The sequence below is a fragment of the Mesorhizobium sp. WSM4807 genome, assembly GCF_055811615.1.
Map to the genome: position 1 here is coordinate 152,423 of NZ_JBVVQY010000007.1, position 26,782 is coordinate 179,204.

A 26,782-nucleotide genomic window follows, 5' to 3' on the forward strand; every position below is an offset into this window, starting at 1 on the left:
TCCGGCCGTATTCGAGATTAATTACGCTCGGGCATTTAGCGTTTTGTTACGGTTGATCTGCTAGTTCTGGCACAAATCCGGCGATGCTTTGCTCGTTGCAGCCGCAATAGCCACCTGGTTGCGGGCAACATGCAGTGGATTTGGCAAGTTTTTTGCTTCGCAATTCGCCGGATCGCCATCTCACGGCCCAGGAGCCACTGCACCGATGTTTTCTGAATTCGCCAGAGCGATTGTGGAAAAGCTTGCGAACGTCAATTTGCTGACGCTCGGCCTGCTTTTTTTCACAGCACTGGGCAGCGCGGTCATCGCTTACTGGCGAACCGTCGAGCATAAATCCCTCAGGGACTTTTTCGATTTCGCTTTTCCGGCGGAAGTCATCCTGCACCCGTCGGCGCGAGCGGATGTTCTATTTTGGGTCACCAAACGGGCGATAATGCCTTTCCTGCTCATCCCTGCCGGCGTCACCTTCGTTGCCGCCGTGGGCTATGGGACACACCAGGCAATCGGCTGGCTCTTTGATATCCAGGCGCCGCTCATCGACGGCCCGGCCGGACCGGTGACGATCGTCATCTTCACCGCAACCATGCTGATCGCCTACGATATTTCGTACTATCTCTACCATGTCGCCCAGCACCACTTCCCGTTCCTGTGGGAATTGCACAAAGTGCATCATTCGGCCGAGGTGATGGTGGGAATCACCAAGGATCGGGTTCATCCGCTGGACGACCTGATGAACCGTATCTGGGATGGCGTCATCCCGGGGATCTGCTTCGGCATCTGGAGCCTGATCGCGCTCGATCCAGTAGAGATCGCTATCTTCGGCATCAACGTCTATGTCATCCGTAACATCCTGATGATGGACTTTGTTCGCCATACCCATTTCAAGATTTCCTTCGGCCCGCTGAACAGCATCATCTTGTGTCCGCACTGGCACCAGGTGCACCACAGCATCGACCCTCGCCACTACGACAAAAATTTTGGCCTGCTGTTTTCGTTCTGGGATCGCCTCTTCGGGACGCAGTTTGTCCCGGATCCGGATGAAGACCTCAAATTTGGCCTGATAGATCGCGATGTACGCGACTATCAGTCGCTCTTTGGGCTTTACATCCTGCCGCTCAAGAAGATGGGAGGGCATGTCGTCCGACTGTTCCCGAGGCGTCCCGATGTCATCGCTCAGCCACAGGATCGTTCCCCTTCATGAACACCATTGTTTCGATTGACGCTTCGAGCGCAGAGCGCCTGGAAGTTGTCCGTTCGGCGGATCGCCTGGCCGCGATCGAATCCGATTGGATGCATCTTTGGCATCGCACCGATGGGCTGATCTTTCAGAGTCATGCCTGGATTTCGGCATGGTGGAGTACCGTAGCGGACCGTGACCAGCGCGCGCTGCGGATCGGCCTGGTCTGGAACGGTGACAGGCTGGTTGCCGTCGTTCCCCTGACGATCGGCAAGCGCAAAGGCCTGCGGTTTCTCGAATGGGCGGCCAGCAGCTATACCGATTACGGGGATATCCTCGTTGCTCCGGAATGCTCGTTATCGGCCCTGCAGGACGTATGGGCCCAGATCTGTGACGCCGGTGGCTTCGATATTGCCTTTCTCAATCATCTCTTGCCGGGTGCGGCGGTCCGCAAAATTTTCACTCCGGATACCTCCGGCGGGATCAGGCTTCGCCCCAATCACAGAGAGGAAGTCAGTTATCGCGTGGCCGGACAGTGGGAGAGCGGAGCCGCGTGGTTCGCGGAGCAATCGAAAAAGACGCGGCAGAACTATCGGCGCGGCGTCAAGACGTTGGAAGAAGCGGGGAAAATAAAATTTCGCCTGCTTGCGCCAGACGAGCCATTGCAGCCGGTACTGGACCGGCTCTCTGCCCTGAAGCGCAGATGGCTGGTGGAGCGCAAACGTGAATCCCAACTTTTTGAAGAGGGAGCGCCAGTGCTCGCCGCACTCGTCGACGCGCGGGCGCGCGCCGGCGTGCTGCGCATTTTCGTACTTGAATGCGATGGCGCGATGGTCGCGGTCTCCATCAACTTCGTCCAGCACCACACCATGATGGCGTTCGTGACCACTTTCGATCCGGATTTCAGCCAGGCGTCGCCCGGCATGATCCTGATGATGGACTACATACAGTGGTCGATCGATCACGGCCTGGGCACGGTCGATTTCCTGTGCGGCGCAGAGTCGTTCAAGCACAAATTCGCAACGCAGGGTGTTGTCCTGCAGTCCGTTCTTGGGGCGCGTACGGCGCAAGGCTCGATCGCTTCTCTTGCCGATCGTATGCGTCAGAGGGTCCGGCACGTACGCGGGCGCGGACCGGTGCCGACATCTTGATTTCGGCTTGATCGGCGCCGGAACACCGTGTCCGACAGGCAATGGTGCCTATCGCTTCCTCATCGGGTCGCCGGCAGCACCAACCGCTCAAAGTGTCGATTGTGTCTGAGATGGAACAACCCGCCAGACCTTGTTGCCGACGTCATCCGCCACCAGCAGGGCGCCGCTCCGGTCTATCGCCACCCCCACAGGACGGCCAAAAGCCTTGTTGTCCTCGCTGATGAAGCCGGTGACGATGTCTTGAGGCGGACCGGAGGGCCTGCCGCCGGTAAACGGTACGAAAATCACCTTGTAGCCGCTGTGCGGCTTGCGGTTCCACGAGCCATGCTGCCCGACGAAGGCGCCATTCCTGTATTGAGGACCGAACAGGTCGCCCGTGTTGAAGGTCAGGCCCAATGAAGCCGTGTGCGCCCCGAGCGCATAGTCCGGCTTGATCGCCTCGGCGACGAGGTCGGGCCGCTGCGGCTCGACGCGATCGTCGACATGCTGGCCAAAATAGCTGTAGGGCCAGCCGTAGAAGCCGCCATCCCGCACCGAAGTCATGTAGTCCGGCACGAGATCGCTGCCGATCTCGTCACGCTCATTGACGGCGACCCACAGCTCGCCGCTTTCCGGATTCCAGGACAGGCCGTTCGGATTGCGCAGCCCGGAGGCGAAGAGACGCGTCTCTTTCGAGGCGAGATCGATTTCCAGCACGGCGGCGCGGTTCTCCTCTTCCTCCAAGCCGTTCTCGCCGACATTGGAATTGGATCCGACCGTCGCATAGAGCTTTGTCCCGTCCTGCGAGGCGGTCACGTCCTTGGTCCAGTGGTGGTTCCTCCCCGCAGGCAGGTCGACGATCTTCTCCGCCGGTGCGGTGACCTCGGTCGCGCCCTCCTGGTAGGGAAAGGCCACAATTGCATTGGCGTTGGCGACATAGAGCTTGCCGTTGAGCAGGGTCATGCCGAATGGCGAGAACAGCCCTGTGAGAAAGGCGGTTTTGGTTTCAGCCACCCCGTCGCCATCCTGATCGCGCAGCAGCGAAATGCGATTGGCGCTATGCGTTCCCGCGCCGGCCTGACTCTGGAAGAAATCTACGAAGAAGCGGCGTATGCTGAAGCCCTCGTCCGGCTTGGGCGGCGCATTGCTCTCGGCCACCAGCACGTCGCCGTTTGGCAGCACGTACAGCCAGCGCGGATGGTCGAGCCCGCCGGCAAACTCGTTGACCGCAAATCCCTGGGCCGCCGTCGGCTTCGTGCCCTGCGGCCACGGCCTGGCCTTGGCGACATGGACGGTCGGCAGCCAGGTCGGATTGGGCTCCGGCAGGGTCGGGTTGGGGCCATAGGTCTCCGCGATCGGAACTGTCGCCTCTTCGCGGGACAGGAAGAAGACGGCCCCGCCGGCGACGACAAGAAGAATGATCAGCACGAGAAGGGCGGTAAGCAAGTTTTTCACCAGACCTCGGAAGGTCGAATGAACGCAAAACGCGCTTATCGCGTTCCGGTTGCGGACGGAGCGGCCGATAGGGAGAAGTAGGCCGCAAGCGCACGGACGTCGTCGTCTGTCAGGCCCTTCGCGGCATTGGCCATGAGATGGCCGAAGCGCGTTCCGCCACGCTTTCCCGCCCTGAACAGCCCAAGCTGCGCCTCGATATAGCGCTCCGGCTGGCCGGCAATGGAGGGATAGAGCGGGCTGCGGTCGTGTCTCCGGTGACAGCCGAGACAGGCAGGCACGCCGGCGTCCTTCACCCCTTTCTCGGCGACTTCCCTGCCGCGCCGCACAAGTGCGGGATCGCCCCCGACGCCGGGGTGCATCGTCGGCAGGGCGGCGAAATGCTTGGCCAGGTCCGGCCAGAACTGAGGCTTTGCCTCAGTTGCGGGCAGGCTCATCAACCCGCTTGCCCGGCCTCCCTCGGCATAGGCACGCAGGCTTTCAAGGAGATAGGCCTCGCTCTGCCCGGCGAGAACGGGTATCGCGGGAGCACGCCCGAGCCCGTCCGCACCGTGGCAGCGGGCGCAATCCGCGAGCGCCTGCCTTAGGGCTCCGGCAGCGCCTGCAGGAGGCGCAAGCCTTTCTCCATAGGCGAGATCACGATAGATGACTTCGTCCATCGACGGCAGTTCGCGTAGGAAGGCGACCATCGCCCAGACCTCGTCGTCGCGTTCCTGCGTCGGCCAAGCCGGCATGCCGGTAAAGCGCACGCCGTGCTTGACGATGCGGAAAAGCTCCGCGTCGGACCATTCGCCGACGGTCGCGGCAAGGTCAGGCGGCTGCGGCAGCATCCTCATGACGACAGGAGATCGCGGTTCGCCCGGCGCACCGTGACAGATGGCGCAGCCGCGCGCGAAATGCCCGGCGGCCGGCTGGACCGCATGGCGCGGCAAAGCTTCCGGAACATCGACCGCCAGGGCATAGGTGCGCACAGCCGATCGCATGGCGAAATGGAGAAACCATTCCGTGATCTTCCAATGGCCGCTTGAGGCACCGACATTGAAAAAGCCGATCCAGGCCGCCAGCACCACGACAAAGGGCAGAATGGCAAGCGCGATGGCGAGCTTCTTCCAGCTGATATGCATCAGACCGCCTTCCGCGGCGGGGTGGCGAGCATGCGCGCGAAAAGCGTCACGCCGCCGGTCAGGTAGACCGCGGCGCCGAGCAGAAGCATGATTACGCCGCCAAGCTCCTGATCCTGCTGGGCGGAAAGGGCGACGCCGAAGCAGCTTACCTCGCCCGTCCCATAAAGCGGCCTCGGGGTCAGCGCCAGCAGCGCGCCGAGCAAGGTCATATGGATGGACGTGAGAAGCAGGGCGAAAGCGCCGGCGGCATTGCCTGCGGTATCCGAGTCGCGGCGCGGCAGGCAGGTCAGCCACAAGAACAGCCCGGCGGCGAGGAACGTGGCCTGCTCGATGGCGGTCGCAAACAGCGAACTTTGCGCCAGCGTCCATAAGGCCGGCGCGTGCCAGGACCAGACGACGATGAGTTCGACGAGGGAGGCGGGAAGGGCGAGGGTGAACGCCCGGCTGGCATCTGGTGTCGGGCCGAGCGGGATCCCAATCGCCATCAGCGGCGCAGCGATCGCCACCACTCCCATATGCGCCAGCATGTGCGCCGAAAACGAATCCCGCCAGGCGTCGAGCAGCGGTCCGAACCAGACCAGGGCAAGGACAAAGAGACCGAGGATGAGGCATGCGCGTCTCACCGGATACACTCCGTCAGGAACAACGCGGGCATCGCGGTGAAGATCACGGCGACGAAGCTGAGACCCGAGAGCAGCAGCGTCGCAAAACCCTGGAACAGGGTCCGGTCCCTCCTCGTCGGATCGTCATGCGGCGGATCGTCGGTGCCGAAGCCCCATTGCCGCCAAGCGAGCCATGCGGACAGCGCGATGAGTGAAAGGGCGATCACGGTGGCGGCGGCGATGCCCGCGCGCACAGCGCTGAAACTCAGCCCGACAAGCTCGGGCTTAGCGCAATAGATCGCCGCGCCTATGTAGCAAACGAGGAAATGCACAACCCACACCACGGGCGCGGTAAACAGCGTCCAGAGCGTTTCGATCTCTTTCGGGATGAGCCGCATCGCCGCCTCACATCGCTGCCGGAAAGAGGCCAATAGTGGCGAAGGTGATGACGGCTGTGACCAGCAGGAAATGCCAGTAGAGCACCACGTTGCTTAGATCCATGTCATGCTTCGGCGTCAGTCGGCCCGCCAGCGAGCGGGCCAGGCAATAGGCCTGCATGACTGTGCCGAGCGCGGCATGCGCGAGCACCCAGATCACGAGGATCCAGACGATTGCGGGATAGACGTGGCGCGTCGGGTCCATGCCGGGAGACCACGGCGCGGCCAAGCCTGTGGCGGACGCGGCAACGGTTGTTAGCAGGGACAGCACCAGCAAGCCGCGCATAGCGGCCGTGGCGCCGCGCCTGTTGAACATGCGGGCCGCCACCATCAATCCCCACGCTGCAGCGAACAGGATGGCAGCCGCCAGCGACCAGGCTGCGTCAGGCCCGGCAATCCCCGCGGTGAAGTCGATATGGGTCGTCCAGTAGAAGAAATAGCCGAAGACGAGGCTGGCGAAGGCCGTGCCGTCGCCCACCATGGTGATGAACATCGCCCACCAGCCGACCGAATCGGGGCCGGAGGCATAAAGCGGCAGGCTGAGGCCCAGACCGACATCCTTTTCCGGCTTCTCTGGGATTTCTCCGGTGCCCGTCCAGAGCCAGTAGATGACGGCGCAAAAGCAGGTGATTGCGGCCAGCGCCGTCGCGATCCACCAGTGGAAGGTAAGCGCGATGAAGGCGGCCCCGAGCGAGAGGGCCGAGACGATCGTGACATGGGACGTGCCGCCGACGCGCAGCACCTGGATGGGTTCGGCGTCGAGCACGGTGGTGACCAGTCCCTCGCGCCATCCCTCTTCCGCGTCAGGCAGATAATAGCGGCCGCCATTGACCTTGCGCGCAAGATCCTTCTGGTCCCAGAGGGGGTAGCGGCTGCGCACGATGGGTATCGAGCGGACGCCCCAGTTCTCCTCCGGCTCGGAGATCCATTCCAGCGTGCCGGCGTTCCATGGGTTGAATTCGCCGCGCGGCTCCCTGTGCTTCGGCCTGAGCACGTCGAAGACGACCACCAGCACGCCGGCGGCGAAGATGAAGGCTCCGGCCGTCGAGATCAGGTTCAGCCAGTCCAAGCCGATTTCGGCCGGATAGGTGAAGACGCGCCGGGGCATGCTGCGCAGCCCGCTCAGATGCATCGGAAAGAAGGCGATGTTGAAGCCGCAGAACATCAGCCAGAAGGCGAGCCGCCCGAGACGGTCGGAGAGCTTCTTCGCGTCGATCAGCGGATAGTAGTAATAGAGCCCGGCCACGACCGGAAAAAGCATGCCTCCGATCAGCACATAATGGAGGTGCGCGACGACAAAATACGTGTCGTGCGCCTGCCAGTCGAAGGGTGCGAGCGCCACCATGACGCCCGTCAGGCCACCGATGACGAAGATGGCCAATCCTCCAGTGCCGAACAGCATCGGTGTCGAGAAGATCACCCGGCCGCCGGCCAGCATGGTGGCGATGAAGACGAAGATCTGCACGCCCGTCGGGATCGCCACCGCCTCCGAGGCCGCCGAGAAGAAGGCCAGCGAGATCTGCGGCAGGCCTGTCGCAAACATGTGGTGTACCCACAGGCCAAAAGAAAGGAATCCCGTCCCCACTGCCGCTAGCACGATCCAGGAATAACCGACGATCGGACGCCGGGAAAAAGTCGGGACGATCATCGCCATCAGCGCGATCGCCGGCAGGAAGATGATGTAGACTTCCGGATGGCCGAATATCCAGAACAGATGCTGCCACAGCAGCGGGTCGCCGCCGCGCGCTGCGTCGAAGAACGGCCAATCGAACATCCGTTCCATCTCGAACAGGAGGTCGCCGGCGATCAGCGGCGGGAAGGCGAACAGGATCATTCCAGCAACGATCAGCAGGTACCAGGCGAAGAGCGGCATCAGGTTGATGCGCATGCCCGGCGCGCGGCATTTCATGATGCCGACGATGAGTTCGACGGCGGCCGCGATCGAGGCGACTTCGATGAAGGAAAGGCCGAGCAGCCAGATATCGGCGCCGATGCCGGAGAGCTGCTTGGCGGTGGCGAGCGGCGGATACATGAACCAGCCTGCCGACGGCGCCGCATTGAAGAGGATTGAGCCGCAGACGAAGATACCGCCGAGGAGAAAGCTCCAAAAACTGAACGCCCCGAGGCGCGGGAACGGCATCTCGCGCGCGCCCAGCATCGGCGGCAGCAGGAAGATCGCGACCGCCTCGAAGATCGGCACCGCGAACAGGAACATCATCACCGTGCCATGCAGGGTGAACGCCTGGTTGAAGAAGTCGGCCGACAGGAAGTCGTTGTCGGGCACGGCGAGCTGCAGCCGCATCAGCAGCGCGAGCGCGCCGGCGAACAGCATGAAGGCGAAGGCGGCCGAGCCGTACCAGAGGCCGATCTGGAAATTGTTCACCGAGGTCCAGTAGCGCCAGCCGGCCGGATTGGCCCAGACGGCGCGCAGCCGCTCTTCCTGCGCCTTGTATTCCTCCCGCGAACGCTCCTTGATCGCAGCGCTCATTGCAGGCCTCTCAGCCAGGCGGCTATGGCGCGAATGTCGTCCGGCGGCAACATGTCGAAGGCCGGCATGCTGGAGCCGGGCTTAATCAGGTCGGGCCGGGCGATGAAGCGGGCGACTGCGTCTTCGGTGTTGGGCAGGATGCCGGCTCCGACGGTGAAGCGGGAACCGAGATGCGAAAGATCCGGGCCGATCAGGCCGCGCGCATCGGTGCCCGCGACGAAATGGCAGGACCCGCAGCCATGGCGCAGGAACAGCGCGCCGCCGCTCGCGCCGGGCCCTTCCGCGGGAATTGCCTGGGCGGCGAGCCACGACCGGAATGCTTCGGGCTCCATCGCCACGGCCGAGAACGCCATCAGCGCGTGAGACGTGCCGCAATATTCCGTACAGGGTCCGCGGAAGATACCGGGTTTCGTGGCCATGAGCGAAAGCCTGTTGGTGCGGCCGGGGATCATGTCCATCTTGCCGCCGAGCGGTGGGATCCAGAAGGAATGGATCACATCGGCACTTTTCAGGGTCAATTCGACCCGCTCGCCGACCGGCAGCCTGATCTCGTTGGCGGAAGCGACTGGCGGCCGCTGAGATGGGCGGTAGACAACTTCCCACCAGAACTGCCTGCCGGTGACTTCAATCCGCAGGGCGGCGGAGCTCGCCTGCGCGAAGGGCCGAAGGCCAGGCATCAGCCACAGTGCATAGGCGAGCAGGGCACAAAGCGTGATCGACGGGAAGACCACGCCGCCCCAAAGGATGATGCTGCTGGCAGACTTTTCGGCCAGCCTGCGGCGATTGAATAGGGCTGAATGAAGAAGCAGGCCGACCACGCCCAGCCAGATGACGGCGCCGCCGCTTAGCATTACCCAGAACAATATGGCTATCTGCTGCGCTTCCGCTCCCGCGGGCTCAAGTACCGACCGGGCGCCGGCATAGCCGCTCGCGAGCAATAATGACGCAGCGGACAGGCTGAAATATTGACCCATTTCCAACCCCTCCGCCGTAAACCGGCGAGAGGGGCGGAAGGTTCCGGGCAACTGAGCTTTTGAACCAAGCTGCATTCGCCGCTGCTCTTTGGGCAATTTTTCAATGCGTGACGAAACAATTGCGCTCGATCCCCGTTTGCCCGTCATAGCGAGTGTTGGGGCGAGTGTTGGGGGCGGGTGTTGGGATTGCCCATGCCAAAGGAGGCGACGATGAGCGCAACCGGCTTGGAAGTTTTTGACAAAACCCTGCAGACGACAAACATCTGGCTGGACGAGATCATGGCCGACCACGGGCCTGATAGGCGTGTTGCCTGGCATATGCTGGGAGCCGTTTTACGCACCTTGCGGGATTGGCTGCAGATCGAACTGGCTGCCAATTTGGGAGCGGGACTGCCGCTTCTCGTGCGCGGAGCCTATTATGATCGGTATCGGCCGCGTGATCTGCCGACCACCAGCCGTTCATTGGAGGAATTCCTGCAGCGGGTGGCCGAGGAGATGAAATCCACTCGACCCGTGAATCCCGAGGATGCGACGAGATCCGTGTTCAAGGTACTCGCCAGGCATGTCGACCTCGGCCAGTCGGCCAAGGTGCGGGACGCGTTGCCGAAGCAGATCCGGGCGCTTTGGCCCGAAAGTGTTGGAGTCTAAAGCGCGTCGCGTTCGACCGGCCTCATGCGACGCGCTTTAGGTTGTTTTTTTCATGCATGTCGTTGTCGCAAAACCGCTGCACACTTTTGCGCGACATGCATTAGCAGCAGCAAGACAAAGGTCCGGCTGCCGATACGGTTCTCAGCTGCCTCCGCCCGGCCGGTCTTTTTCCTCGCGATACAGTCGCTCAGTGGCCCGATCGCTTTCTCTGCGCTCTGCAGGCCCCCGATGGCGCCACGTGAGGAGGGCGTAGGCGATCAGGATTGCGAGCAGTAGCGGGCCGCCAGCAACGACGATCAACCACATACTGTTCTCGAACATGGAACATCTCCTTTCCCTCGTTACCGAGAAGGAGCGAAACCGTTGCTCCTGGTGCAGGGTTGGACACCGCAGTGTAGCTCTCTTCGCCGAATCACCTGTTCGCCGCCAATTCAACTGCTGAGCGCAGGCGACATGGTTTTCCTCCAGAAAAACAGCTTGTTCACAGCGGGCTGTTGCACTCGGCACGCGCTGATGGAAGAATGGACATCCCTCGGAAACGTTCCATTGTGCGAGCCATTCGCTGGCTGGCTTTCAGGCGTTCACTATATCTGTCTCGACCCCTAACATCCGGTCGCAGACGCACTACGTGATGATAGGGAACCACAAAGGCTTTCCGATAGTTGAATGAAGGGCGACAGCAACCAGACCGGCCGGGGCGAGGATACCATGCGCGAGAACCAGTCCGACGTCTTCGATCTGTTTTCGGAGATTTACACGAATGTGGCGCAGGAGGAGATAAGCATCCAGCAATATCTCCTTGCCTGCCGCGAGGATAAATCGATGTATGCCTCGGCGCCCGAACGGATGGTCGAGGCGATCGGCGAGCCCACCCTGGTCGACACCAGCATGGATGAGCGGCTCGGCCGCATTTTCGCCAACAGGACAATCAAGATTTATCCCACCTTCTCCGAGTTTTATGGCATGGAGGACACGATCGAGCGCATAGCCGGCTATTTCCGCTATGCCTCTCAAGGGCTCGAGGAACGCAAGCAGATTCTCTATCTGCTTGGCCCTGTCGGCGGCGGCAAGTCCTCGCTCGCCGAACGGCTGAAGAAGCTGATGGAGCAGCGTCCGATCTATACGCTGAAGGTGGGCGGCCAGATCAGCCCGGTTTTCGAATCGCCGCTCGGGCTTTTCAATCCTGACCGCATGGGCGACCTTTTGGAGGACAAATACGGCATCGCGCGGCGCCGGCTGAACGGCCTGATCTCGCCATGGGCGGCCAAGCGCCTCGATGAACTGTCCGGCGACATCTCCAAGTTCAGCGTCGTCAAGCTGATGCCTTCGCGGCTGCGCCAGATCGGCATCGCCAAGACCGAGCCAGGCGATGAGAACAACCAGGACGTTTCGGCCCTGGTCGGCAAGGTCGACATAAGGCAACTCGAGCATTTCAGCCAATCCGATCCGGACGCCTATTCCTACAGCGGCGGCCTGAACCGGACCACGCAAGGGTTGCTTGAGTTCGTCGAGATGTTCAAGGCGCCGATCAAGGTCCTCCATCCGTTGCTGACCGCTACCCAGGAAGGCAGCTACAACGGTACGGAAAACTTCGGATCTTTCCCTTATCAGGGCATCGTCGTAGCCCATTCCAACGAGTCGGAATGGCTGCAGTTCAAGAACAACAAGAACAACGAGGCGTTCCTCGACCGTATCCTGGTGGTCAAGGTGCCGTACTGCCTGCAGGTCACCGAAGAAAGGCAGATCTACGAAAAGCTGCTGCGCGAAAGCGAGTTGGCTTCCAGTCCCTGTGCACCGGAGGTGCTGGACATTCTCAGCCGGTTCACCGTCTCGACCCGTCTGGCCGAGCACGACAATTCGCCGCTTTACACGAAGATGCGCGTTTATGATGGCGAGAACCTCAAGGACATAGATCCCAAGGCGAAGTCGGTTCAGGAATACCGCGATGCCGCTGGAGTCGACGAGGGCATGACCGGCGTCAGCACACGCTTCGCTTTCAAGATCCTGTCGCAGACATTCAACTACGACACCAAGGAAGTGGCCGCCGATCCTGTGCATCTGATGTACATTCTGGAGGAGGCTATCAAGCGCGAGCAGTTCCCGAAGGAAACGGAAGCCTCCTATCTCGACTTCATAAAGTCGGAACTGGCGACGCGTTATGCCGAGTTCATCGGCCATGAGATTCAGAAGGCCTATCTGGAATCCTACAGCGAATACGGCCAGAACCTGTTCGACCGCTACATCGCCTACGCCGATGCCTGGATCGAGGATCAGGACTACAAAGACCCCGATACAGGCCAGATCCTCAATCGCGAGGTGCTGGACAACGAACTGTCGCAAGTCGAAAAGCCGGCCGGCATTGCCAATCCCAAGGACTTCCGCAACGAGGTCGTGAAGTTCACGTTGCGCGCCCGGGCGAGGAACCATGGCCGCAACCCGTCATGGACAAGCTATGAAAAGCTGCGCGAGGTCATCGAGAAGCGGATGTTCGGCCAAGTCGAGGATCTGCTCCCGGTGATCAGCTTCGGCTCCAAGCAGGACAGCGTAACAGAGAAGCGGCATACCGAGTTCGTGCATCGGATGGTCGGACGCGGTTACACCGAACGTCAGGTCCGCCGGCTGGTGGACTGGTACATGCGGGTGAACAAGGCGGGCTGAGCCCGGCCGGGATGGTTCCATGCCGATCTTTGTCGATCGCCGACTGAACCCGAAGGACAAGAGCCTCGGCAACCGCCAGCGCTTCCTGAAGCGTGCGCGCGAAGAGCTGAAGCGAAGCATCCGGGATCGGATCCGTATCGGCAGGATCGCCGACGTGGATGCCGAGCACGCCGTCTCCATGCCGGCGAAGGGCACAGCCGAGCCGAGGTTCAGCGATGCGAAGGACAGCGGCAGGCGGCAGCACATCCTGCCGGGCAACAAGCATTTCGCCCCAGGCGACCGGGTTGCCAAGCCCGGCCAGGGCGGCGGCGGCTCGTCTCCGGGGAAAACGGTCTCGGAAGACGATTTTCGTTTCGTGCTCTCGCGCGAGGAGGTGCTCGACCTCTTTTTCGAGGATCTCGAACTTCCCGACATGGTCAAGCTCAACCTCAAGGAGATACTTGCCTTTAAGCCGCGCCGGGCCGGATTCGCCGCGACCGGTTCCCCGACCAATATCAATGTCGGGCGCACGATGCGACACAGCCATGGTCGCCGGATTGCGCTCAGGCGTCCTAGGCGCGAGGAACTTGATGCGATTGAGAAGGAACTCGCAATCCTGGAGGCAGAGCCCCAGAGCGCGGCGGCACACCAGCGCATTACAGCGTTGCGGGAAGAGCTTGAGCGACTTGAGCGCCGCCGCAAGCGGATCGCCTATGTCGACCCCGTCGACATCCGCTTCAACCGTTTCGACGCCCAGCCCGTGCCGAATGCCAATGCGGTCATGTTCTGTCTCATGGACGTATCCGGCTCGATGGGCGAACGCGAGAAGGATCTGGCCAAGCGCTTCTTCGTGCTGTTGCACCTCTTCCTGAAACGGCGCTACGACCGCACCGAAATCGTCTTCATCCGCCATACGCACGAGGCGCAGGAGGTGGACGAGGAGACCTTCTTCTACAATACCCAAAGCGGCGGTACGGTCGTTTCCACGGCACTCGAGGAGATGCAACGCATCATCGCGCAACGCTATCCCTCCAACGAGTGGAACATCTATGCCGCCCAGGCATCGGACGGCGACAATTTCGTAACCGATTCCGAGCGCTGCATCGGTCTCATGGACGGCCAGATCATGCGCCTGTGCCAGTATTTCGCCTATGTCGAGATCATTGACGAACGCGAGAGCCATATTTTCGGCAGCACCGACAATGGAACCTCGCTCTGGCGCGCCTACAGCGCTGTCAACCAGAGATGGCCGAATTTCCAGATGAGCCGTATCGCCAACGCAGCCGACATCTATCCGGTCTTTCGCCAGCTCTTTGCCAGGCAGCCGGCCTTCCAGAAAAGTGCTTGAGGGGGGAACTGATGGCGAACCAGGCCAGCAAATCCAGCCAAACCAGCAACTCCGGTTTGCTCTTTTCAGGGTCCGACTGGGATTTCAAGACACTGTCGCGCGCCTACGAAGCAATCGAGGCGATCGCGATCGAAGAGCTTCACCTCGACGTCTATCCGGTGCAGATGGAGATCATCTCGTCCCAGCAGATGCTCGACGCCTATTCCTCGGTCGGCATGCCGCTGATGTATCGCCACTGGTCTTTCGGCAAGCATTTCCTCTACCAGGAAATGCTCTATCGCAAAGGCGGACGGGGGCTCGCCTATGAACTGGTCATCAATTCCAATCCTTGCATCGTCTACCTGATGGAGGAAAACACCATGGCCCTGCAGGCCCTGGTGACAGCTCATGCAGCGCTTGGCCATAATCATTTCTTCAAGAACAATCATCTGTTCCGGCAGTGGACGGACGCCAGCGCGATCCTGAGCTATCTCGATTTCGCCAAGGGTTACATTGCCCGTTGCGAGGAGCGGCACGGTGTGGCCGCGGTGGAGGTGATCCTCGACTCGGCCCACGCGCTGATGGAACAGGGCGTGTTCAGATACCATCGGCCGCCGAAGCTGTCGTCGGAGCGGCAGCGTGAAGGCGTTCGCGAGCGCCTGGAGTACGAAGAGCGTTCCTACAATGACCTGTGGCGCACGCTCCCGCGTTCGAAGGACGGGACCAAGGCCAGCGAAACGGACCTCGGCATGGCGGAGCGGAAGAAAACGCTCAACCTGCCAGAGGAAAACCTGCTCTACTTCCTGGAAAAAAACAGCCTGGTCCTGGAGCCTTGGCAACGTGAAATCATCAGGATCGTCCGCGTCGTCGCGCAATACTTCTATCCGCAGCGGCAAACGCAGGTGATGAACGAAGGTTGCGCCACGTTTGTGCACTACACACTCATGAACATGCTGTTCGATCGCGGTCTGATCACCGAAGGCGCGATGCTGGAAATCCTGCGCAACCATTCGAACGTGATCTTTCAGCCGGGCTTCGACGACCCGCGTTTTTCCGGCATCAATCCCTATGCCCTGGGCCTCGACATGATGCAGGACATCCAGCGCATATCGACTGAGCCGACCGCCGAGGATCGTGACTGGTTCCCCGATATCGCCGGCAACGGCAATTGGCGCGAAACCCTGCTCTACGCATGGGCGAACCATCGCGACGAATCTTTCATCCGCCAGTATCTGAGCCCCGCTCTGATGCGGAAGTGGCGGTTCTTTATCCTCGCCGATGCCGCCAGCGAACCGCATTACGAAGTTGCGTCGATACACAATGAGCGTGGCTACGAAAAAATACGCGCCGGGCTCGCCCAAAGCTACGACATCGGCGCGAGCCGGCCGGATATCCAGGTGGTGGATGTCGATCTGCTCGGCGACCGACAGTTGCGACTGGAGCACAAGGTGAAGGACGGCATCGTGCTGGAGGAGGCCAGTCGCGACGCGACACTGCGCCATATCCGTCGCCTGTGGGGCTATGAGGTCAGCCTGGCGGCGATCGATGCACAAACGGGCGGGACGCTCAACGAACGTTCGACCAGCCAAATCGGCGAATGACCAAAACCGGGATGGCCGGCGACGGCCTCCTAGCCGATTTCCGCTTTTGGGTCCAATGCTCTGGCCGTCGGACCCGGGAAGGTCGGTTCCGTGGGAATTTCGGATGGTGTCTCGGGAGGAATTTCGACGGGCTGCCTCTGCGGGCTGGGAACGGGATCAGGAGAAGGCGGAGGAACGCCCGGAGGTTCATCCGGCGGAGTTTCCGGCGGAGCAGGCGGCCGGGCAGGCTCAGGATTGGGATTATCCGGTATCGGCACGGGATTGTTCGGATCAGGATCAGGATCGGTCATGGACACTCCCCGAAGCTTGCTTCACATCTCCTCGGCGCCAATGTGTTTCCAATTCAACAGCACCGGCGCCCATGAGTAGCTCGTTTTTGCTGTCGACCCCGGCGTGGACGTGGGTCGTTCGCAGCGGGATTTCCTCGGAGGAGGATCATCCAAGGTGACAACCATCGCGCCGAACGATGGTTCCCTGCCGTTGCGGTGGGGCTCAATGCCAGCGGTGTTGAAAAATGGAGCGGCGGCTCCACCTTCGTCGCCTTTACCGTGTCGGCGAGCACGCTATCTACGCCGCGTATTACCAGGACGGTTCAGGGAGCAACAGCATGCGCGCGTTCATGATTGTCACCCTTCTTCTGGTCGCAATCACAATGGCGCTCTCGCTCGCGCACGCGTTGGAGTTGCCCGGCAAGTTGCGCCTCAAGGAGGCGACCTACAAATCTGTGCAGGCGATCTACTATCCCGGCTTCACGATCGGCGGGTTTGCCGAGATCGGCGGCATCATTGCACTCGCCATCCTGCTTTACCTCACGCCTTATCCAGGCGCTCGATTCTGGTGGACCTTGGCGGCCCTTGTCTTCTTGGTGGCGGAGCATGCGACCTATTGGCTGGTAACGCATCCCGTCAACAATTTCTGGCTGGAGGATGTCGTTGTGTCGAAACCAGCCGCGACGTTTTTTTCAATGCTCCGTCGGGAGCAAAGCGGCGACTGGCGAGACTTGCGCGACGTCTGGGAAGCCTCGCACGTCGCCAGGGCAGGCCTGGCGATGCTGAGCCTGGTCTCAATTGCTGTCGCCGCGACATTTTTTGCTGGGAGTGAATAGCGGGAGGGGAAGCACAGCGACGCTACTTGTTCGTCCGCATCTTTTGCCTTGGATTGATCCCGCCAAGGGCGTTGGTGTCGTTCTCGACATCGCCTTCGATGGTGTTTTCGCCTTCGAGTACGAGTTCGTCGCCTTCCTTGATCGTGCCCTTCGAGGTCCCGATACCGGGATTGTTCCTCAGATCGGCATCGCTAGGCTTTTTCCACTTTGGATGTTTGGTTCCGCTCATGGCACAACTCCTTCGAAAAGGGTCCTGTTTTAGAAACAGCAGGGCGCGATGAATGTTCCGCCGAAACTCACCTTGACGCGGCCTTGTCCGAGAGGCGGCTAAAGCCCGAACGGATAGGTGTCGGGAATGCCCGTTCCCACATGCTCCGGCCCAAGCGGCGTCACCGCGACGGTTTCGTCAAACCAGACGAACGCGTCAAACTGCTGGGAAAGTGAGGCATCCGCGTAATGGCTGCGCAGTTCGGTTTCCGGCCGATAGATCACGCCGATGAAGCGCTCCAGTCGACGCTCCAGAAGCCGATCGCGAAGATCGTCGTCGCGCTTGATGTCGAGCAGGAAACGCGAGACGCCGCAATCATGGCAAAGCCGTTCGTAGCTATCGCTATGGGAAGGCCGCACCCGCTTGATTTCCATCTCGCTGTCCCAGTCGGAGGCCGCGGCCACTGTCCCGGAATGCGTACTGAGCCCGATCGAGGCTGCCTCGTCGCCGAAGCGTTGGCGGCAGAGCTGGCCGATGTTCACTTCGTCCCTGACAATCCCCATTTCGGTATAGCGGGCATCCCCGATATGGGAATTATGCGCCCACACGACCGCTTTGGCGTTAGGCCCGCGAGCTTCCAGCAGATGCTCGAGTGTCTCGAACATATGGGTGTCGCGCAGGTTCCACGACTGCGCGCCGCCATAGTACATGATCCGGTAGTAGCGTTCCGCGGAAGCGATCAGCCGGGCATTCTGGGTGGCATCCAGAAAATCGACGCCGTCCTGCTGCGCATAGTCGAGCTGCCTGGCAAGCAGTTCGCGGCACTGTTCGAGCACGGCCTGCTCGCATTTCTCGTAGCCGGAGGTGAGCGCGACACGGCCGTAGGTGGATGGTTCATGTTGCCAAGGCGTCAGGCAGCCATAGCGTTCACGTGCGATCTTGGCTGCCTGCGGATCGACCCTGTCGAGATATTGCAGAACCGCGGCGATCGATCCGCTCATATTGTAGATATCGAGGCCATAGAACCCCGCCAGTCGGGACGATATCCTGATGCGCTCATTGTGTTGTCGCATCCAGTCGACGAACGCCGCGACGTCCGTATTGCGCCACATCCAGGTGGGAAACCGCTGGAACGGCGGATCGGCGTTGGCCCGCGGCGGCCGATGGCGGACGTAGCGGTCGATCGCCGCTGCATCGGGCCAGTCGGCCTCGACTGCGACGATGGTGAAGCCGTGCTTCTCGATGAGCCTGCGGGTGATCGCCGCGCGGGCCCGGTAGAACTCCGACGTGCCGTGGCTCGCTTCACCGAGCAGGACGACGCGCCGGTCGCCAAACCGGTCGAACAGTTCGCCGAATGCCGGATCGTCGAAGCCCGGCAGCGGTTCGGCCGCCGCCGCGATCATCTCCGGCAGGCTGCGCGTGCGCGCGCGTCCGGACGGACGATCCGCGATACGGTTGCCGCTCTCGGGCCAGCCCTGCTCGCCGATGAGCGGGACAAACCGCACGCCGCCGAAATCCTCCTCGCTGTAAGTTGCAGCGCCGGTTCGGGTGACCTTGAGAAGGCGCTGATCATGCAGTTCGTCGCCGACCGGGATGACGAGCCTGCCGCCGACGTCGAGCTGTTCCTGAAGGGCAAGCGGCGCACCGGGTCCGCCGGCTGCGACCAGAATGGCATCGAAGGGCGCTGCGTCGGGCCAGCCTTTGGTGCCATCGCCGGTGCGGACTTCGATATTGTCATAGCCAAGCTCTTCGAACCGCTGTCTCGCCGTTTCGGCCAACCCAGCGTGGCGTTCGATCGTGTAGACGCGTTCGACGATGCGGCTCATCACGGCAGCCGCGTAGCCTGAGCCGGTGCCAACCTCCAGGACATGGTCGCCCGGTCCGATCTCTGCCATCTCGATCATCAAGGCGACGATGTAGGGCTGCGATATCGTCTGACCCTCCGCGATCGGCAGCGGCCCATCCTCGTAGGCGAATTCTTCAAAGCCGGGTGCGACGAAAGCCTCGCGCGGAACCTCACGCATCGCTTCCAGCACCTCGCGGTCATGGATGCCACGGCGGCTGAGCTGGACTTCGACCATTCGGTCGCGTGCATCGGGAAGATCGAGCATCTTTTGCTCCTCTTTCGGGCTGGCGGTCCTCCGCACTGATTGTCCCCCAATCGTGCCCAACGGCTCCCCGGCGACAATCCCTCGATCGGCGTGCGCTCGGCTCGGCAGCGCTTGATCTCATTTCGGCGGCTCGTCTCCTTAACCGTTGGCGAGCTTCCAGGTTCCTGCAAAAGAGCGATTGGCGGGCGCAAATGGCGGCTCCAGCCAAACTTATTTCCGTGAAAATCCTTTCTCCGGGGCGATCTCACTCCAGATATCGACGGGCGAACGCATTCTGGAGACTTTTCCATGAACGACGAAGCTCGGACCACCGCGCAGCCAACAGGCCTTGATCAGGTCAATCTCATGGACCGCTATTGGCGCGCCGCGAACTACATTTCGGTTGGCCAGATCTACCTGCTCGACAATCCGCTGTTGCGCGAGCCGCTGAAGGCCGAACACGTCAAGCCGCGGCTGCTCGGCCATTGGGGCACGACACCTGGTCTCAATTTCATCTACGTCCACCTGAACCGCGTTATCCGTGAACGCGGTCTCGAAATTCTGTTTATCTGCGGCCCAGGTCATGGCGGCCCGTCGATGGTCGCAAACACGTGGCTCGAGGGCACCTACAGCGAGATCTATCCCGAAATCGGCCAGGGCGAAGATGGTCTGAGAAAACTCTTCCGGCAATTCTCCTTCCCTGGCGGGGTGCCAAGCCACGCTGCTCCGGAAACGCCCGGCTCGATCCATGAAGGCGGAGAATTGGGATATGCGCTGGTCCATGCTTTCGGCGCGGTTTTCGACAATCCCGATCTGGTGGTTGCCTGCGTCGTCGGCGACGGCGAAGCGGAAACCGGTCCGCTCGCGGCGGCATGGCACTCCAACAAGTTCCTCAACCCAGCATCCGACGGCGCCGTGCTGCCGATCCTGCATCTCAACGGCTACAAGATCGCCAACCCGACGATCCTTGCCCGCATGGATGACGTGGAATTGCGAAGCCTGTTCGCCGGCTATGGCTACGAACCATTTTTCGTCGAAGGTCACGAGCCAGTTCCCATGCATCGGATGATGGCCACGAAGCTGGACACCGCACTCGACAGAATCCGCTCCATCCAGAAGCGAGCCCGTGCTTCGGGCTGGCAGGGAGAGCGTCCGATGTGGCCGATGATCGTGCTGCGCAGCCCGAAGGGGTGGACGGGACCGAAGGAGGTGGACGGCAAGAAGGTCGAGGATTTCTGGCGCTCTCATCAGGTGCCGGTGTCGAACGCCCGCGGCAACGAAGGACACCGCAAGATCCTCGAAGACTGGATGCGGAGCTACGAACCGGAAAAGCTGTTCGACAAAAGCGGGCATCTGCTTCCAGAGCTGGCGGCGCTTGCGCCAACCGGGCCCAAGCGCATGGGCTCAACCCCCTATGCCAATGGCGGATTGCTGAAGCGCGACCTCGTGCTTCCCGATTGGAGAAGCCTGGCGCTCGATGTGCCGCGTCCGGGTGGCGCCAAGGCCGAGGCGACGCGGATTCTCGGAAGCTATCTCCGCGACGTCATGCGCCTGAATGCGGATGCCAGGAATTTCCGGCTGATGGGGCCGGATGAGACATCCTCCAACCGCCTGGACGACGTCTTCGAGGTCACGAACCGGGTCTGGATGCAGCGGATCGAGCCCTATGACGTCCACCTCTCCCGTGACGGCCGCGTCATGGAAGTGCTCAGCGAGCATCTTTGCCAGGGTTGGCTGGAGGGCTACCTGCTGACCGGCCGCCATGGCCTGTTCTCTTGCTACGAGGCGTTCATCCACATCGTCGATTCCATGGTCAACCAGCATGCGAAATGGCTGAAGACATCCCGCGAGCTTGCCTGGCGCAAGCCGATCGCCTCACTCAATTACCTGCTGACCTCCCATGTCTGGCGGCAGGATCACAACGGCTTCAGCCACCAGGATCCGGGCTTTGCCGATTTCGTCGCCAACAAGAAGGCCGATACGGTCAGGCTCTATTTCCCGCCGGATGCCAACACGCTGCTCTGGATCACCGAGCATTGCCTGAAAACCTACAACCGCATCAACGTGATCACCGCCGGCAAGCAGCCAGCGCCGCAATGGCTGTCCGTCGAAGACGCAGAAGCGCACTGCAGGGCGGGGGCGGGGATCTGGGAATGGGCCGGGACGGTTGCGAAGGGCGAGGATCCGGATGTGGTCATGGGCTGCGCCGGCGACGTGCCGACACTGGAGACGCTCGCTGCCACCGACATTTTGCGTTCGGCGCTTCCGGACCTGAAGGTTCGCGTCGTCAACGTGGTCGACCTGATGACGCTGCAGTCGAATTCAAAGCATCCGCATGGTCTCGCCGATGAGGATTTCGACGCACTGTTCACGAAAACCAAGCCAGTCATCTTCGCCTATCACGGCTATCCCTACCTCATCCACCGCCTGACCTACCGACGCGCCAACCATGACAACATGCATGTGCATGGTTTTCGCGAGGAAGGCACCACCACGACGCCGTTCGACATGGTCGTCCTCAATGAACTTGACCGTTTTCACCTGGCGCTCGCCGCGATCAAACACGTACCTGGGCTCGCCGAACGTGCGGAACGCCTTGCTGCCGAACTTCAAGCGAAGCTTGTGGAGCATAGGGCCTATGTCCGCGAATACGGCGAAGACATGCCCGAGATTCAGGAGTGGAACTGGCCCGAGAACAGCGCGACGAAGGCTGGCGATTGATGCGACAGGCAATTCTTGCACTGAACGCCGGCTCCTCCAGCATCAAGTTCGGATTATACGACCTTGAACCCTCCGCGGAACTGCAACTTGTCTCGCGTGGCAAGCTGGATCTGGGCGATGCGCCGAGGCTCAGCGCGAAAGCGGCCGATGGAACAGTGCAGTGTGATCGGCCGCTTGCCGGAGACGCGCGCAACGCGGGAATCGACGCGTTGCTCGACTGGATCGAGAGCGAACTTGGCGGCAGGAAACTAATCGCCGCCGGCCATCGCATCGTGCATGGCGGGCGCGAGTTCGTCGAACCCGTCCGTCTGACGCCTGCCGTGATCGAGGACTTGGACAGGCTGACGCCGCTTGCTCCGCTGCACCAGCCCCGCAGTCTCGCGCCGATCCGGACACTTGCAGCGCTGCGGCCGGATCTGCCGCAGGTCGGCTGCTTCGACACAGCCTACCATCAGACCATCGATCCGATCGTGAGCCGCTTCGCACTGCCGCGCAAATACGATGCGCAAGGGATCCGCCGCTACGGGTTTCACGGTCTTTCCTACGAATATATCGCCGGGCGGCTCAAGGAGATATCGCCCGCTCTTGCAGCGAAGCGCATGATCGTCGCGCATCTCGGCAATGGAGCGAGCCTGTGTGCCATGCGCGACGGGAGAAGCGTCGATACGACGATGGGCTTTTCCGCCCTCGACGGCCTGGTCATGGGCACGCGTTGCGGCGCCATCGATCCGGGCGTGCTTTTGTACTTTGTGCTGGAGAGAGGCATCGCGGGGGAGGCTCTGCAGCACATGCTCTATGAGGAATCCGGGCTGCTCGGAGTATCCGGCATCTCGGGCGACATGCGCACGTTGGAAGCGAGCGACGATCGCCACGCCCGCGAAGCGGTAGACCTTTTTGCTTTCCGGGCCGCAAGGGAGGCTGCCGCGCTCGCCAACACGTTGGGCGGCCTCGAATGCCTCGTGTTCACCGCCGGCATTGGCGAGCACTCGGCGCCGGTCCGCATGGCAATATGCGAAAGGCTTCATTGGCTTGGCGTGGCGATCGACGAGCCATCCAATGCCTCTCATGCCGAGATCATAAGCCGACCGAACAGCAAGGTCGAAATACGCGTCGTCGCGACCGACGAGGAGAGCATCGTTGCCCGCCACGCGCGCGCACAAGTGAATGCTTGATAACGCAATCATCGCGCGGTTTGTCAGGGCAAGGAACCCTGCGCGCCCGCGACCGTTTCCCCTGTCTGATTACCTAAGGGAGATCTGATCACCAAAGGGAGAAATCCAATGGCCGAAACCACCAGTATGGCAGGCGCCTCAAAGGCGGCAAACGAAGCCCAGGAGGCGATGAAGAAGCAGATCGCTGAGCTTCGCCGCGAAATCACCAAGATAAATCGGACCCTTTCCGACCGCGCCGAGGAGGCACAGGGCTGGTATGACAGCGCCGCCGAACGGGCCTCGCGCGCAGCCCGGCAATTGCGTAGCCAGGCGCACACCGTGACTGAAACTGTCCAGCAGAACCCAGGCACAATTTCTTCGGCGATGATGCTTGGCGGCGTGCTCGGTGTTCTCTTGGGGATTGTGATTGCAAAGAGTTCCGAGCCTGAACGGCGGTGGTTCTAGAGGGACAGATCACCACCCTGTGGTGCTGAGGCTTCCTTCGGCATCGAGATACCCAGGAGGTCGCCGACGGCGCCGGCGGCGGTGAGACCCATTGCATCTGTCCCCCAAGGCGGGCCGTAAAGCACCTGGAGCGATTGCCACTCGTCGAAACCAAGCTCAATGGTGTCGATCCACTGGCCTACCTGACCGCAACGCTCACGTCGCAGCAGCTTATTGTGTCCTCGTAAGCGCGTCGAAGGAGCGTTAGTCCTCTGTGGATTTGGCTCTCGGTAAGACTTGCGTATCCCATCACCAGGCCGAGGCACCGCCGATCCAACGTCTGATCGAAATAATGAGGTGATATGGAGTAGATGCCTACTCCGAGCGAGGCGGCTCTCTCGATGAATGATGTCGCCAGAGAGGGCGGCATGTCGCGGAACCAGACGACGACGTGCAGACCGGCCTCCGCGCCTTCGACTCGAACGACATCCCGGAATTCAGCGTGCAGAGCACCGAGGAGCGCTGCACGTCGGCGGGCATTTTGACGACGGGCCTTGCGCACGTGGCTTTCGTAGACGCCGGATTCCACCAGGGTCGCAAGCGCCTCCTGTTCGAGGATGGGGGCATGCCTGTCCGTCAGGCGCTTGGCCTGGGCAAAAACCTCCTGCAACTCGCGCGGGATGACGAGGTAGCCGATCCGGAGCGTCGGCGACAGTGTCTTCGAAACCGTACCAATATAGATGACGTTCGACGCGCCTCCAAGCGCGCGAAGCGGCGGTATGGGGTTCATGTCGAATCGATATTCGCTGTCGTAGTCGTCCTCGACGATGTAGGCCCTCTTCTCTTCCGCCCATCTTAGCAGTTGCTGGCGTCGCCCCATGGACATTACGCTTCCCAAGGGAAACTGATGTGAAGGCGTGACGTAAGCCAGCCGCGCGCCAACATCCGCCAACAAGTCCGCTCTGATGCCTTCGGCGTCAACCTCCACCGGGGCAGCGATGGCCCCTGTCATCTCGAAGACGCTCCGTGCCATCGGATAGCAGGGCTCTTCGATGGCGAACCCGTCGCCCTCATCGAGAAGGAGCCGGGCGCAGAGATCTAGTCCCTGCTGAGAGCCGTTGACGATGACGATCTCGCCCACCTCGCACCTGATGCTCCGCGCTCGCCATAGATAACCCTGCAGGGCGGTACGCAGGCGGATCAAGCCACAGGGCTCGCCATAGGATAACTTGGGCGGCCGTCCCAGCGCAGCATCGTTCATGGCCTTCCGCCAGGCAAGGGTCGGGAAGTCAAAGGCCGACATGTCGCCGTAGCGGAAGTCGGCGACGAGCCTCTCCGACGGAACCCGCATCGGAATGGCTCGGGATCGAAGCCTTTCTCCGAAAGCGGAGAGGCCGTGTGGCTCTGCAGCTGTATGAACGAGGTCTCCCGGCTCGCTGTGCGTGATCTTGATGGCCACCCGTGGCCGAGCGCCATGTCGAATGACCACGAACCCCTCGGCGGCGAGCTGTTCGTAAGCGGACGTCACAGTCGTTCGTGAGACGCCAAGCTCGACCGCCAGTGCACGAGCCGACGGAAGCACGTCTCCGCGGCCGTATACCTCCGCCACGATCTGTTCCCGCAGGTTCTCATAGATCCCGCGCGCGCCCAGTCCAGACGACGAATTTCCCGACGACGAATTCTGCTTGCGGGGCGGTAACTGGACCATCGCGATTACCCAAATGAAGACGTTTCGTTGATCCAAGCATTACCGGGAAGACTCAGTCAGGCAAAGGCCTGAAGGCAACTGGACCAGCGCTTTTTATCAAAAACTGGTTCTAGGCCAGGGCCAGTTGTGCGGGTATTGATGACGCCAGTTTGCACCTCCCGAAGAAGTAAAATGCTGGCCGAAATCCATCAATTCATCATCGTCTTTACCGCATACGTCATCGCTGCCGGTAGTCCCGGCCCGAGCAATATGCGCATCATGGCCGTCGCCATGAACGACGGCCGGAGGGCCGCGCTGGCAATCGCGTCTGGCGTAGTCAGCGGCTCGATCTTTTGGGGCCTGATGGCGGCGACAGGTGTCTCGGCGATCCTCAGTCGATACGCGCAGGCACTCGTGGTCCTGCAGGTGCTCGGAGGCCTATATCTTCTCTATCTCGCCTTCAAAGCGGGCAAGGCTGCGCTTTCTTCAGACAAGGATCAGCTTCGCCCGACTAACGAACGGAAGGCGACGGCGGCCACTCTCTACAAGCGCGGACTGCTAATGCATCTCACCAATCCGAAATCGATCCTGGCATGGATCGCACTGATGACGCTGGGGCTCGGCCCTGGGGCGTCGCCGTATACGGTACTCGTGATCCTCGCAGGCTGCGCGGTCCTGAGCGTCACCATCTTCTGCGGCTACGCGATCGTCTTTTCGACCGCTCCAATGATCCGCCTGTATCGGCGGGCGCGGCACTGGATCGAAGGCACGCTGGCCGTATTCTTCGGATTTGCCGGGCTGAAGCTTCTCCTGACCCGAATCTGAAAGGTTCTTTCATGTCTATTTTCCAAGGCCTTTCGGCATTCCCGATCACCCCGGCGGACGCTTCCGGCAGGCTCGATACCGCCGCCCTCGCGCGCCTTCTGAAGCACATCGAGGAGGCGAGAGCGGACTCCATCGGACTGCTCGGCAGTACCGGAGCCTACGCTTTCCTCACGCGAGAAGAGCGTCGACGCGCGGTCGAAACGGCGATGGACACGGTCGGCGGCAAAATCCCGGTTATGGTCGGCGTCGGAGCGATCCGGACCAGCGATGCGGTGGAGCTTGCCCGTGACGCGAAGGCTGCGGGCGCCGACGGCCTGCTGCTCGCTCCGGTTTCCTATACACCGCTCTTTGACGACGAGGTCTTCGAACACTTCGCCGCAGTCGCCGATGCGGGGCAGCTCCCGCTTTGCATCTACAACAATCCCGGCACGACCAGGTTCACTTTCAGCCTGGACCTCATTTCCCGCTTGTCGAAGGTGGCGAACATCGAAGCCGTGAAGATGCCTTTGCCGTCCGGTGGTGACTTCGCTTCCGAACTCGCCTCCCTCCGGTCTGCGACCGGGTCGGCATTCAAGATCGGCTACAGCGGCGACTGGGGCGGGGCGCCTGCGCTGCTCGCCGCGAGCGACGCCTGGTATTCCGTCGTCGCAGGACTTCTGCCGTCACAGGCTCTGGCCCTGACGCGAGCGGCGCAAGCCGGGGACGCCGCCACCGTCGAGCGATTTGACGCCGCCTTCGGACCGCTTTGGGCGCTGTTCCAGGAATTCGGCAGTTTTAGGGTGATGTACGTCGTCGCCAAGCTTCTGAACCTCTGCGACGTCGATCCGCCACGCCCCGTCCTCCCACTGAGGGACCAGGCACGGCAGCGCGTCGCCGCCGCTCTCGACCATCTCGATGCGGTTTTCTCCACTGGTTCCAACGTTTGTATTGAACTTCGATAGACAGTCTTTCATC

Annotated in this window: 22 protein-coding genes; 12 read left to right on the forward strand and 10 right to left on the reverse strand. The window is 61.5% G+C overall.

Annotation, left to right across the window (positions count from 1 at the left end; translation table 11 throughout):
* Positions 1–205: 205 nt before the first annotated feature.
* Positions 206–1,201 (forward strand): sterol desaturase family protein, encoded by a 996-nt coding sequence (locus AC0L3N_RS11725; RefSeq protein ID WP_473547754.1) that lies wholly within the window; start codon positions 206–208, stop codon positions 1,199–1,201.
* Positions 1,198–2,328, forward strand: coding sequence for a GNAT family N-acetyltransferase (locus AC0L3N_RS11730; protein ID WP_473547755.1), 1,131 nt, complete (start codon positions 1,198–1,200; stop codon positions 2,326–2,328). The genes AC0L3N_RS11725 and AC0L3N_RS11730 overlap by 4 nt, the downstream gene beginning before the upstream one ends.
* An 87-nt stretch (positions 2,329–2,415) precedes the next feature.
* Here AC0L3N_RS11730 and AC0L3N_RS11735 read toward each other — a convergent pair whose 3' ends face one another.
* From AC0L3N_RS11735 to coxB, 6 genes are read right to left on the reverse strand one after another with little or no spacing between them, the layout of a single operon-like run.
* Positions 2,416–3,762 carry a PQQ-dependent sugar dehydrogenase gene (locus tag AC0L3N_RS11735; RefSeq protein WP_473547756.1) on the reverse strand — a complete coding sequence of 449 codons (1,347 nt, stop codon included), beginning with the start codon at positions 3,760–3,762 and terminating at the stop codon, positions 2,416–2,418.
* 35 nt (positions 3,763–3,797) lie between these two features.
* The gene (locus AC0L3N_RS11740) at positions 3,798–4,883 is read right to left on the reverse strand and encodes a c-type cytochrome (protein WP_473547757.1); all 1,086 of its coding nucleotides are present in this window, start codon (positions 4,881–4,883) and stop codon (positions 3,798–3,800) included.
* On the reverse strand, positions 4,883–5,506 hold the full coding sequence (locus AC0L3N_RS11745; RefSeq protein ID WP_473547758.1) for a cytochrome c oxidase assembly protein: 624 nt from the start codon (positions 5,504–5,506) through the stop codon (positions 4,883–4,885). Before AC0L3N_RS11745 ends, AC0L3N_RS11740 begins: the two co-directional genes overlap by 1 nt.
* Complete coding sequence (locus AC0L3N_RS11750) at positions 5,503–5,883, reverse strand: hypothetical protein (RefSeq protein ID WP_473547759.1); 381 nt, start codon at positions 5,881–5,883, stop codon at positions 5,503–5,505. The genes AC0L3N_RS11745 and AC0L3N_RS11750 overlap by 4 nt, the downstream gene beginning before the upstream one ends.
* Before the next feature lie 7 nt (positions 5,884–5,890).
* Positions 5,891–8,410 (reverse strand): cytochrome c oxidase subunit I, encoded by a 2,520-nt coding sequence (ctaD, locus tag AC0L3N_RS11755; protein ID WP_473547760.1) that lies wholly within the window; start codon positions 8,408–8,410, stop codon positions 5,891–5,893.
* Positions 8,407–9,384: a cytochrome c oxidase subunit II gene (gene coxB / locus AC0L3N_RS11760; RefSeq protein ID WP_473547761.1), complete on the reverse strand. Its 978-nt coding sequence runs from the start codon at positions 9,382–9,384 to the stop codon at positions 8,407–8,409. The genes ctaD and coxB overlap by 4 nt, the downstream gene beginning before the upstream one ends.
* Positions 9,385–9,594: 210 nt before the next feature.
* On the opposite strand from coxB, the gene AC0L3N_RS11765 reads away from it, so the two are divergent.
* On the forward strand, positions 9,595–10,032 hold the full coding sequence (locus tag AC0L3N_RS11765; protein ID WP_192362770.1) for a DUF2267 domain-containing protein: 438 nt from the start codon (positions 9,595–9,597) through the stop codon (positions 10,030–10,032).
* A gap of 141 nt (positions 10,033–10,173) precedes the next feature.
* Here the strand turns inward: AC0L3N_RS11765 and AC0L3N_RS11770 are convergent, their stop codons facing one another.
* On the reverse strand, positions 10,174–10,353 hold the full coding sequence (locus AC0L3N_RS11770) for a hypothetical protein (protein WP_473485550.1): 180 nt from the start codon (positions 10,351–10,353) through the stop codon (positions 10,174–10,176).
* 387 nt (positions 10,354–10,740) lie between these two features.
* On the opposite strand from AC0L3N_RS11770, the gene AC0L3N_RS11775 reads away from it, so the two are divergent.
* The 4 genes from AC0L3N_RS11775 to AC0L3N_RS11790 all read left to right on the forward strand — a co-directional run bounded on the left by AC0L3N_RS11775 (position 10,741) and on the right by AC0L3N_RS11790 (position 16,702).
* Positions 10,741–12,690: a PrkA family serine protein kinase gene (locus tag AC0L3N_RS11775; RefSeq protein WP_473547872.1), complete on the forward strand. Its 1,950-nt coding sequence runs from the start codon at positions 10,741–10,743 to the stop codon at positions 12,688–12,690.
* A gap of 19 nt (positions 12,691–12,709) precedes the next feature.
* Positions 12,710–14,017 (forward strand): YeaH/YhbH family protein, encoded by a 1,308-nt coding sequence (locus tag AC0L3N_RS11780; protein ID WP_473547762.1) that lies wholly within the window; start codon positions 12,710–12,712, stop codon positions 14,015–14,017.
* A gap of 11 nt (positions 14,018–14,028) precedes the next feature.
* On the forward strand, positions 14,029–15,597 hold the full coding sequence (locus AC0L3N_RS11785; RefSeq protein WP_473547763.1) for a SpoVR family protein: 1,569 nt from the start codon (positions 14,029–14,031) through the stop codon (positions 15,595–15,597).
* 514 nt (positions 15,598–16,111) lie between these two features.
* Positions 16,112–16,702 (forward strand): DUF1772 domain-containing protein, encoded by a 591-nt coding sequence (locus tag AC0L3N_RS11790; RefSeq protein WP_473547764.1) that lies wholly within the window; start codon positions 16,112–16,114, stop codon positions 16,700–16,702.
* A gap of 22 nt (positions 16,703–16,724) precedes the next feature.
* Here the strand turns inward: AC0L3N_RS11790 and AC0L3N_RS11795 are convergent, their stop codons facing one another.
* Positions 16,725–16,931 (reverse strand): hypothetical protein, encoded by a 207-nt coding sequence (locus AC0L3N_RS11795; RefSeq protein WP_027151394.1) that lies wholly within the window; start codon positions 16,929–16,931, stop codon positions 16,725–16,727.
* Positions 16,932–17,029: 98 nt separating this feature from the next.
* On the reverse strand, positions 17,030–19,021 hold the full coding sequence (locus AC0L3N_RS11800; protein WP_473547765.1) for a protein-L-isoaspartate(D-aspartate) O-methyltransferase: 1,992 nt from the start codon (positions 19,019–19,021) through the stop codon (positions 17,030–17,032).
* A gap of 288 nt (positions 19,022–19,309) precedes the next feature.
* Between AC0L3N_RS11800 and AC0L3N_RS11805 the strand changes: the two genes are divergently transcribed.
* The 3 genes from AC0L3N_RS11805 (at position 19,310) to AC0L3N_RS11815 (ending at position 23,337) form a co-directional block, all read left to right on the forward strand.
* Positions 19,310–21,721: a phosphoketolase family protein gene (locus AC0L3N_RS11805; protein WP_473547766.1), complete on the forward strand. Its 2,412-nt coding sequence runs from the start codon at positions 19,310–19,312 to the stop codon at positions 21,719–21,721.
* Complete coding sequence (locus AC0L3N_RS11810) at positions 21,721–22,893, forward strand: acetate/propionate family kinase (protein ID WP_473547767.1); 1,173 nt, start codon at positions 21,721–21,723, stop codon at positions 22,891–22,893. Before AC0L3N_RS11805 ends, AC0L3N_RS11810 begins: the two co-directional genes overlap by 1 nt.
* 108 nt (positions 22,894–23,001) lie before the next feature.
* Positions 23,002–23,337: a hypothetical protein gene (locus AC0L3N_RS11815; protein ID WP_258123016.1), complete on the forward strand. Its 336-nt coding sequence runs from the start codon at positions 23,002–23,004 to the stop codon at positions 23,335–23,337.
* Positions 23,338–23,515: 178 nt separating this feature from the next.
* Here the strand turns inward: AC0L3N_RS11815 and pdxR are convergent, their stop codons facing one another.
* The gene (gene pdxR / locus AC0L3N_RS11820; RefSeq protein WP_473547768.1) at positions 23,516–25,024 is read right to left on the reverse strand and encodes a MocR-like pyridoxine biosynthesis transcription factor PdxR; all 1,509 of its coding nucleotides are present in this window, start codon (positions 25,022–25,024) and stop codon (positions 23,516–23,518) included.
* Positions 25,025–25,195: 171 nt separating this feature from the next.
* Here pdxR and AC0L3N_RS11825 point away from each other — a divergent pair, with 171 nt between their 5' ends.
* Both AC0L3N_RS11825 and AC0L3N_RS11830 read left to right on the forward strand, forming a co-directional pair.
* A complete protein-coding gene (locus AC0L3N_RS11825; protein WP_473547769.1) occupies positions 25,196–25,828 on the forward strand; it encodes a LysE family translocator in 633 nt (210 codons plus the stop codon).
* 11 nt (positions 25,829–25,839) lie between these two features.
* A complete protein-coding gene (locus tag AC0L3N_RS11830; RefSeq protein ID WP_473547770.1) occupies positions 25,840–26,769 on the forward strand; it encodes a dihydrodipicolinate synthase family protein in 930 nt (309 codons plus the stop codon).
* Positions 26,770–26,782: the final 13 nt, after the last annotated feature.